At 64.4% G+C, this 9867-nt stretch carries 7 protein-coding genes; 2 read left to right on the top strand and 5 right to left on the bottom strand.

From position 1 onward, the window contains the following. Positions 1-134 precede the first annotated feature (134 nt). From asd to leuC, 5 genes are all read right to left on the bottom strand, one after another. Positions 135-1247: an aspartate-semialdehyde dehydrogenase gene (gene asd / locus IAE39_RS28025; RefSeq protein ID WP_201207722.1), complete on the bottom strand. Its 1113-nt coding sequence runs from the start codon at positions 1245-1247 to the stop codon at positions 135-137. Positions 1248-1310: 63 nt separating this feature from the next. Then, positions 1311-2393, bottom strand: a complete 1083-nt coding sequence (gene leuB / locus IAE39_RS28030; RefSeq protein WP_003247194.1) for a 3-isopropylmalate dehydrogenase — start codon at positions 2391-2393, stop codon at positions 1311-1313. Positions 2394-2447: 54 nt separating this feature from the next. Further along, a complete protein-coding gene (locus tag IAE39_RS28035; protein ID WP_201207723.1) occupies positions 2448-3212 on the bottom strand; it encodes a class I SAM-dependent methyltransferase in 765 nt (254 codons plus the stop codon). 146 nt (positions 3213-3358) lie between these two features. Further along, a complete protein-coding gene (gene leuD / locus IAE39_RS28040) occupies positions 3359-4003 on the bottom strand; it encodes a 3-isopropylmalate dehydratase small subunit (RefSeq protein WP_201207724.1) in 645 nt (214 codons plus the stop codon). Then, on the bottom strand, positions 4000-5433 hold the full coding sequence (gene leuC / locus IAE39_RS28045) for a 3-isopropylmalate dehydratase large subunit (RefSeq protein ID WP_201207725.1): 1434 nt from the start codon (positions 5431-5433) through the stop codon (positions 4000-4002). The genes leuD and leuC overlap by 4 nt, the downstream gene beginning before the upstream one ends. A gap of 131 nt (positions 5434-5564) precedes the next feature. On the opposite strand from leuC, the gene IAE39_RS28050 reads away from it, so the two are divergent. Then, positions 5565-6443 (top strand): LysR family transcriptional regulator, encoded by an 879-nt coding sequence (locus tag IAE39_RS28050; protein WP_201207726.1) that lies wholly within the window; start codon positions 5565-5567, stop codon positions 6441-6443. A gap of 60 nt (positions 6444-6503) precedes the next feature. Then, entirely contained in the window at positions 6504-9800 is a 3297-nt protein-coding gene (locus IAE39_RS28055) for a PAS domain S-box protein (RefSeq protein WP_201207727.1), read from the top strand. The last annotated feature ends 67 nt before the right edge of the window (positions 9801-9867 follow it).

A 9867-nucleotide genomic window follows, 5' to 3' on the forward strand; every position in this document is an offset into this window, starting at 1 on the left:
CCCCCCCCCCCCCCCCCCCCCCCCCCCACCCCCCCCCCGCTCCTACAGTGGATCGCGCAAGTGCCAATGAATGTTTACGGGCAATAAAAAACCCGCGCTGTCGCCAGCGCGGGTTTTTAGGCAAACCAGAACGATCAACGCTCCAGCAGGATCCGCAGCATGCGGCGCAGCGGCTCCGCAGCGCCCCACAGCAGCTGGTCACCCACGGTGAACGCGCCCAGGTACTGCGAACCCATGTTCAGCTTGCGCAGGCGGCCAACCGGGATGTTCAGGGTGCCGGTAACCTTGGTCGGCGACAGCTCCTGCATGCTGATTTCACGCTGGTTAGGCACCAGCTTCACCCAAGGGTTGTGCTGGCTGATCATGCCTTCGATGTCGGCGATCGGCACGTCCTTGTTCAGCTTGATGGTCAGCGCCTGGCTGTGGCAACGCATGGCGCCGATGCGCACGCAGATGCCGTCGACCGGGATCGGGCTCTTGAAGCGGCCGAGGATCTTGTTGGTCTCGGCCTGGGCCTTCCACTCTTCGCGGCTCTGGCCGTTCGGCAGTTCCTTGTCGATCCACGGGATCAGGCTGCCAGCCAGCGGCACGCCGAAGTTTTCGGTCGGGTAGGCTTCGCTGCGCATGGCCTCGGCAACCTTGCGGTCGATGTCGAGGATGGCGCTGGCCGGGTTGGCCAGGTCATCGGCAACGGCTGCGTGGGTAGCGCCCATCTGCTTGATCAGCTCACGCATGTTCTGCGCGCCGGCACCCGAGGCTGCCTGGTAGGTCATGGCGCTCATCCACTCGACCAGGCCGGCTTCGAACAGGCCGCCCAGGCCCATCAGCATCAGGCTGACGGTGCAGTTGCCGCCGATGTAGTTCTTGGTACCGGCATCGAGCTGCTGGTCGATGACCTTGCGGTTGACCGGGTCGAGGATGATCACCGCGTCATCCTGCATGCGCAGGGACGAGGCGGCGTCGATCCAGTAACCCTGCCAGCCCGCTTCACGCAGCTTGGGGAAGACCTCGTTGGTATAGTCGCCGCCCTGGCAGGTCAGGATCACGTCGAGGGTCTTGAGTTCTTCAATCGAATAAGCGTCCTTGAGCGGCGCTGTATCCTTGCCCACGCTCGGGCCCTGGCCGCCAACATTGGAGGTAGTGAAGAACACCGGCTCGATAAGGTCGAAATCCTGCTCCTCCAGCATCCGCTGCATGAGCACGGAACCGACCATACCGCGCCAACCGATCAGACCTACACGTTTCATCGCAACTACACCTTTGCTAAAAGTGGGCCGCCACCGGGAATGTGGGGTGGCGGGCCAGAGAGATTACAGATTCCGCAGCGCCGCGACTACTGCGTCGCCCATTTCCTGCGTACCCACTTTGCGGCAGCCTTCCGAGAAGATGTCGCCGGTGCGCAGGCCCTGGTCCAGCACCAGGCTCACGGCCTTCTCGATTGCCTCGGCGGCAGCCGACTGATTGAAGCTGTAACGCAGCATCATCGACACCGACAGGATGGTCGCCAGCGGGTTGGCGATACCAAGGCCGGCGATGTCCGGTGCCGAGCCGTGGCACGGCTCGTACATGCCCTTGTTGTCGGCATCCAGCGACGCCGAAGGCAGCATGCCGATGGAACCGGTCAGCATGGAAGCTTCATCCGACAGAATGTCACCGAACATGTTGTCGGTCACCATCACGTCGAACTGCTTGGGTGCACGCACCAGTTGCATGGCGGCGTTGTCGACGTACATGTGGCTCAGTTCCACATCCGGATAGTCCTTGGCCACGTCTTCGACCACTTCGCGCCACAGCTGGCTGGAGGCGAGCACGTTGGCCTTGTCCACCGAGCACAGCTTCTTGCCACGCACACGGGCCATGTCGAAACCGACACGGGCAATGCGGCGCACTTCGCTTTCGCTGTACGGCAGGGTGTCGTAGGCCTGGCGCTCGCCGCCTTCCAGCTCGCGCTGGCCACGCGGGGCACCGAAGTAGATACCGCCGGTCAGCTCACGGACGATGAGGATGTCCAGGCCGGAAACGATCTCTGGCTTGAGCGACGAGGCATCGGCCAGTTGCGGGTAGAGGATGGCCGGGCGCAGGTTGGCGAACAGGCCCAGTTGCGAACGGATCTTCAGCAGGCCGCGCTCCGGGCGAATGTCGCGCTCGATCTTGTCCCACTTCGGCCCGCCCACGGCGCCCAGCAGCACGGCATCGGCCTTACGCGCACGCTCCAGGGTTTCGTCGGCCAGCGGCACGCCGTGCTTGTCGATGGCCGCGCCGCCGATCACGTCGTGCGCCAGGCTGAAGCCGAGCTGGAACTTGTCGTTGGCCAGCTCCAGCACCTTGACCGCTTCGGCCATGATTTCCGGGCCGATACCGTCACCTGGGAGAATCAGAATCTGCTTGCTCATGCTTTCCTCTATTCATTCACGCGGTGTGGCCAAGCGGGCCCCACCGAAAAGTTCTTATCGCTCGGCCCACAACACCAGCACATCGGTGCTGAACGAGCCATCGGCCTCGATCTGGTAATACTGCCGTACTTCTTCGCCCATGGCTTGCTGCAATTGGCGGATGGCCACGCGCAGCGGCTCGGGGGTACGCATGCGTTCGACCCAGCTGGTGAACTCCAGGCGCAGTGGCTGACGCGTATGGCTGCGCACATGCAGGCCGGCTTCGCTGACCTGGCGCTGCCATTCGGCGGCAGAGTAGTCGCGCACATGGCTGGTGTCGCGCAGCACCTCGACCGTTTGCAGGTAGGTGTCGAGCAGCGGGCTGCCCGGCGACATCACGTCGATGAACGCCGCCACGCCACCGGGTTTGAGCACCCGGCGCACTTCGCGCAGGGCCAGGCCCAGGTCGCTCCAGTGGTGAGCCGAGTAGCGGCTAAAGACGAAGTCGAACGAGGCATCGGCGAACGGCAAGCGTTCGGCGGCGCCGCGCTCGGTAGTGATATTGGCCAGGCCGCGCTCGGCGGCGGCGCTGGCGACCACGTCGAGCATGGACTGCGACAGGTCGTAGGCGACCACTTCGGCAACCAGCGGGGCGACGTGGAAGCTGACATGACCGGCACCGCAGCCCAGGTCCAGCACGCGAGCAGCGCCCTGCCCCGCCAGCTCGGCCTGCAGCAGGGCGAATTCACTGCCCTGGGCGTGCACGGCGCTGCTGAGGTAGGCGCTGGCCTGTTCGCCGAACTGGCGCTGGACCACGTCGGTGTGCTGGGTGCTGGTCATGGGTCAATCCTTTTGGTTTTTTGTTGCCTGTACCGGCCCTTTCGCGGGTGAACCCGCTCCTACAACGATCGCGTAACCATAACGATCGCGTACCCATGTAGGAGCGGGTTTACCCGCGAAGAGGCCAGTACTGCTACCTACAAGCTTCAGGCATCCCGGAACAGCCAAGGCTGCCCGGCGCGGTGCTTGCCTTCGAAGGCCTTGATCGCCTCGCTGTCCTGCAGGGTCAGGCCGATATCGTCCAGGCCATTGAGCAGGCAGTGCTTGCGGAATGCATCGATCTCGAAGTGCAGCACCTTGCCGTCCGGGCGGGTCACCGCCTGCGCCTGCAGGTCGATGGTCAGCTGGTAGCCCGGGTTGGCTTCGACCTGCTGGAACAACTCGTCCACTTCCTCATCGCTGAGGATGATCGGCAGCAAGCCGTTCTTGAAGCTGTTGTTGAAGAAGATGTCGGCAAAGCTTGGCGCGATCACGCTGCGGAAGCCGTACTCGTCCAGCGCCCACGGGGCGTGTTCACGGCTGGAGCCGCAACCGAAGTTCTCCCGCGCCAGCAGCACGCTGGCACCCTGGTAACGTTTGTGGTTGAGCACGAACTCTTCGTTGAGCGGGCGCTTGCTGTTGTCCTGGTAGGGCTGGCCTACATCCAGGTAACGCCATTCGTCGAACAGGTTCGGACCAAAGCCGGTGCGCTTGATCGACTTCAAAAACTGCTTGGGGATGATCTGGTCGGTGTCGACGTTGGCACGGTCCAACGGCGCGACGAGGCCAGTGTGCTGGGTAAAGGCTTTCATGCTGCGCTCCCTTGGATCAACTCGCGGACATCGATGAAGTGGCCGGCTACAGCAGCAGCGGCAGCCATGGCCGGGCTGACCAGGTGGGTACGGCCACCGGCGCCCTGACGGCCTTCGAAGTTGCGGTTGGAGGTGGACGCGCAGTGCTCGCCGCTCTCCAGGCGGTCCGGGTTCATCGCCAGGCACATCGAGCAGCCTGGTTCACGCCATTCGAAACCGGCTTCAAGGAAGATCTTGTCCAGGCCTTCACGCTCGGCCTGGGCCTTGACCAGGCCCGAACCCGGCACGACGATGGCTTGCTTGACGCTGGCGGCCACCTTGCGGCCCTTGGCGATTTCTGCCGCGGCACGCAGGTCTTCGATGCGCGAGTTGGTGCACGAGCCGATGAACACGCGGTCCAGCTTGATGTCGGTGATCGCCTGGTTGGCGGTCAGGCCCATGTACTTCAAGGCACGCTCGATCGAGCCACGCTTGACCAGGTCGGCTTCGGCGGCCGGGTCCGGCACGCGCTGGTCGACGGCCAATACCATTTCAGGCGAGGTGCCCCAGCTGACTTGCGGCTTGATCTGGCTGGCATCCAGCTCGACCACGGTATCGAACACGGCGTCGGCATCCGACACCAGGTCTTTCCACGACTCGACCGCTTGCTTCCACTGCTCGCCCTTCGGCGCATACGGGCGGCCTTCGACGTAGGCAACGGTGGTGGCGTCGGTGGCCACCAGGCCCACACGGGCACCGGCTTCGATGGACATGTTGCAGATGGTCATGCGGCCTTCCATCGACAATTCGCGGATGGCACTGCCGGCGAATTCCATGGCGTGGCCGTTGCCACCGGCGGTGCCGATCTTGCCGATCACGGCCAGCACGATGTCCTTGGCGGTAACGCCGGCCGGCAATTGGCCTTCCACGCGCACCAGCATGTTCTTCATCTTCTTGGCGACCAGGCACTGGGTGGCGAGCACGTGCTCGACCTCGGACGTGCCGATGCCGTGGGCCAGGGCACCGAAGGCGCCGTGGGTGGAGGTGTGCGAGTCACCGCAGACCACGGTCATGCCCGGCAAGGTGGCGCCCTGCTCCGGGCTGATGACATGGACGATGCCCTGGCGCTCGTCGTTCATCTTGAATTCGACGATGCCGTATTCGTCACAGTTCTCGTCGAGGGTCTGCACCTGCAGGCGCGACACCTGGTCGACGATGGCCTCGATACCGCCTTTGCGCTCTGGCGTGGTCGGTACGTTGTGGTCCGGCGTGGCGATGTTGGCGTCGATGCGCCACGGTTTGCGGTTGGCCAGGCGCAGGCCTTCAAAGGCCTGGGGCGACGTCACTTCGTGGATGATGTGGCGGTCGATGTAGATCAAGGACGAGCCGTCATCACGGCGCTTGACCTCATGGGCTTCCCAGAGTTTGTCGTAGAGCGTTTTGCCAGCCATCAGACTGTTCCTCATCAGCGTCTTTCTATGCCAAAAACCCCTTGGCTTGTATGGACGATGCTATGGGGTTAGATTGAATAACTCAAATTCATAATTTTTATGCTTTGGATAACCCAAAGGAATACAACACCATGGACCTGGCCAACCTCAGCGCCTTTATCGCCATCGCCGAAACCGGCAGCTTCTCGGGGGCGGCCGAACGCCTGTTCCTGACCCAGCCGGCCATCAGCAAACGCATCGCGGGCCTTGAGCAGCAGCTGGACGTGCGCCTGTTCGACCGCCTGGGCCGCGAGGTGACCTTGACCGAGGCCGGGCGCGCCCTGCTGCCGCGGGCGTACCAGATCCTCAACGTCCTTGATGATACCCGGCGGGCACTGACCAACCTGAACGGGGCGGTGAGCGGTCGCCTGACCCTGGCCACCAGCCACCACATCGGCCTGCACCGCCTGCCGCCATTGTTGCGGGCGTTCACCCGCGAGTACCCGGCGGTGGCGCTGGATATTCAGTTCATGGATTCGGAACAGGCCTACGACGAGATTCTGCATGGCCGCGCCGAAATTGCCGTGATTACCCTGGCACCCGAGCCGCACCACCTGGTCAAGGCCGTGCCGGTGTGGGACGACGCCCTCGACTTCGTCGCCGCCCCCGAGCACCCGCTGGCCAACAACCAAGCGGTCAGCCTGGCCGACGTGGCCCGCCACCCGGCGGTATTCCCCGGTGGCAACACCTTTACCCACCATATTGTCCAGCGCCTGTTCGAAAGCCAGGGCCTGACGCCGAACATCGCCATGAGCACCAACTACCTGGAAACCATCAAGATGATGGTGTCGATCGGCCTGGCCTGGAGCGTGCTGCCGCGCACCATGCTCGACGAACAGGTTGCACCCATCGCCTTGCCCGGCATACAGCTGTCGCGCCAGCTAGGCTACATTCTGCACACGGAGCGAACGCTGTCGAACGCGGCCCGGGCATTCATGGCCCTGCTCGATAGCCACGCAGGGTCCGCCTGACCGGCCGTCGGCCCGGCATTTCCACTTCAAGGACGCGTCATAGCCAAAGGTCTGGTACCGATGCCCAAATCAGCAAACCGCTTTTTGCGCCTGCCGCGAATACCTGCGGCCGACCCCCAGGAGTCCGAACAGGCCTGGCAGAACGCCCCGCAACTGCTGGCCGCGCTCAACGGCGCGCGCCTGGGTGCCTGGCTGTGGGATATCGAAAGTGGCCGGGTCAGCTGGTCGCGGGGCACCCAGGCCCTGTTCGGCTTCGACCCGCAGCGGCCACTGCCCGCCGATGTCGATTACCTCGACCTGCTGCCCGAGGAAGACCGCGCCCGCACGCGCCAGGTGTTCCAGGCCGTGTTCAACGGCGAGCCGGTGGAACAGGCCATGCGCCACCGCATTCGCTGGCCGGACGGCAGCCTGCACTGGCTGGAGATCAACGGCAGCCTGACCCACGACCAGCACGGGCGGCCACAGATGATCGGGGTGATCCGCGAAATCACCCGCCAGCGCGAGCGGGAAACGGCGCTGATCAACTCGGAAAAGCGCTTCGCCACGCTGTTTCACCTCAGCCCCAACGCCATTTTGCTCACCCGCCGCCACGACGGCATGATCTTCGAGGTCAACCAGCACTTCGAAGACATGTTCGGCTGGCCCGGCAGCCAGGTGATCGGCAAGACCAGCCTGGAGCTGGGCCTGTGGGTCAACCCCGAACAGCGCCACCAGGTGATGGAGTCGACCCGCGCCAGCGGCGGCCCGCTGATCATGGAGGTGCAGTTCCGCGCCACCAGCGGCAAGGTCCACGACGGCATCTTGTGCACCCAGGGCATCGAACTGGAAGGCGTGACCTTCCTCATCAGCACCTTTGTCGACACCACCGAGCGCAAGCGCGCCGAGCAGGCCTTGAAGGACAGCCAGGAGCGCCTGGACCTGGCCCTGGACTCGGCGCAGCTGGGCACCTGGGACTGGCACATACCCAGCGGCATGCTTTATGGCTCGGCCCGCGCCGCACAGCTGCACGGCCTGCCGCCGATCCCCTTTCACGAATCGTTCGATGCGTTTTTCGAGGGCGTGCCGGAGCAAGAGCGCAACTCCATGCGCCAGGCCTACCGCAGCCTGCGTGAAGGGCCTGCCGGCAACTACCAGATCACCTACCGGGTGCAGCTGGAAAACGGCATTTCGCGCTACATCGAAAGCCGCGCACGGCTGTACCGCGACGAACAGGGCAACCCGCTGCGCATGGCAGGCACCCTGCTCGACATCACTGACCAGGTGGAGCGCGAGCAGCGCCTGAGCGCTTCGGAAGAAAAGTTCGCCAGCCTGTTCCAGGTCAGCCCCGACCCGATCTGCGTCACCCGCCAGGACACCGGCCAGTTCATCGAGATCAACCCGGCCTTCACCCAGACCTTCGGCTGGGGCAGCGAACAGGTACTGGGCCGCACAGCCGAGGAAATCGGCCTGTGGGCCGAATCCATCGAACGGGCGCAGCGCATCGAGCGGGTGATTCGCGAACAGGCACTGAGCAACGTCGCCGTGGTGGTCAACCACCGCAACGGCGCGCCGCTGACCTGCGTGATTTCCAGCCGCCTGATCACCGTCGACGACCAGCCCTGCAGCGTCACCACCCTGCGCGACATCACCCAACAGCAACGCGCCGAGGCCGCGCTCAAGTCCAGCGAAGAGAAGTTCGCCAAGGCCTTCCACTCCAGCCCCGACGCCATCACCATCACCGAGCGCCACAGCGGCCGCTACCTGGAAATCAACGACGGCTTCTGCCGCCTGACCGGCTACAGTGCCGCCGAAGTGGTCGGCCACACGGTGTACGAAATCGGCATCTGGGCCGACGACAAGCAACGCAGCGCGCTGCTGGCCGAGCTGCGCGAGCGCGGCCGCGTGCACCACCGCGAGATGCTCGGGCGCAACAAGCGCGGCGACATCCTCACCGTAGAGGTATCGGTGGAGCCGATCACCCTCAACGAGGTGGAATGCCTGCTGCTCAATGCCCGCGACGTCAGCCAGCTGAAGAACGCCCAGGCGCAGATCCGCCACCTGGCCTACCACGACCCGCTCACCAACCTGCCCAACCGGGCCCTGCTGATGGACCGCCTGAGCCAGCAGATCGCCCTGCTCAAGCGCCACAACCTGCGGGGTGCCCTGCTGTTCCTCGACCTCGACCACTTCAAGCACATCAACGACTCGCTGGGCCACCCGGTCGGCGACACCGTGCTGAAGATCATCACCGCCCGCCTGGAAGCCAGCGTGCGCCTGGAAGATACCGTGGCGCGGCTGGGCGGCGATGAGTTCGTGGTACTGCTCAGCGGCCTGGAAGGCAGCCGCGAACTGGTAGAAGAGAAGGTGCGCGAACTGGCCGATACCCTGCGTGAGCTGCTGGCCGAACCCATGTCGCTGGATGGCCAGCGCCTGCAGGTCACGCCGAGCATCGGCGTGGCGCTGATCCCCGACCACGGCGCCACCCCGGCCGACCTGCTCAAGCGCGCCGATATTGCCCTGTACCGGGCCAAGGATTCGGGGCGCAACACTACCCAGCTGTTCCACACCACCATGCAAAAGGCCGCCAGCGAGCGCCTGCGCATGGAAAACGACCTGCGCCTGGCTTTGGCCCGCGGCGAACTGGCGCTGCACTTCCAGCCGCAGGTGGATGCCCGCGACAACCGCATTGTCGGCGCCGAAGTGCTGTTGCGCTGGCACCACCCGCAGCTGGGCCAGCAACCGCCGGCGCAATTCATCCAGGTGCTGGAGGAAAGTGGCCTGATCCTTGAAGTTGGCAGCTGGATCCTCGACGAAGCCTGCGACGCCTGCGCGCGCATGCTGATGGACGGTTTGATTGACGCCGACGATTTCAGCCTGTGCGTAAACATCAGCCCGCGGCAGTTCCGCCAGAACGACTTTGTCGGGCGGGTGCTGCGTAGCCTCGACGACTACCGCCTGCCGCGGCAGATGCTGAAGTTGGAGATTACCGAAGGCATCGTTATCCAGAACCTGGAAGACACCATCAGCAAGATGCGCGAACTGAAGCGATACGGGGTCAGTTTTGCCATGGATGACTTTGGCACAGGCTATTCCTCGCTGACGTACCTCAAGCGCCTGCCGGTGGATGCGCTGAAGATCGACCAGACCTTCGTGCGTGATGCCCCGATCGACCCCAACGACGCGGAAATCGTCCGCGCCATCGTCGCCATGGCCCGCAGCCTGGACCTGGCGGTGATTGCCGAAGGCGTGGAGCTGACTGAACAGCTGGAGTTTCTGGAGCGGCTGGGGTGCCACTTGTACCAGGGCTACCTGCACAGCCGGCCGCTGCCGTTGCAGGCGTTTCGGCAGATGTTGCTGGAGGCGCCGGCGGATTACTGACCGGAAAACCGGCCTGGACGCGGTCCCCTGTAGGAGCGGCCTTGCGTCGCGATGGGCTGCGCAGCAG

It is taken from the genome of Pseudomonas sp. S37 (genome assembly GCF_016658545.1).
Classification (GTDB): domain Bacteria; phylum Pseudomonadota; class Gammaproteobacteria; order Pseudomonadales; family Pseudomonadaceae; genus Aquipseudomonas.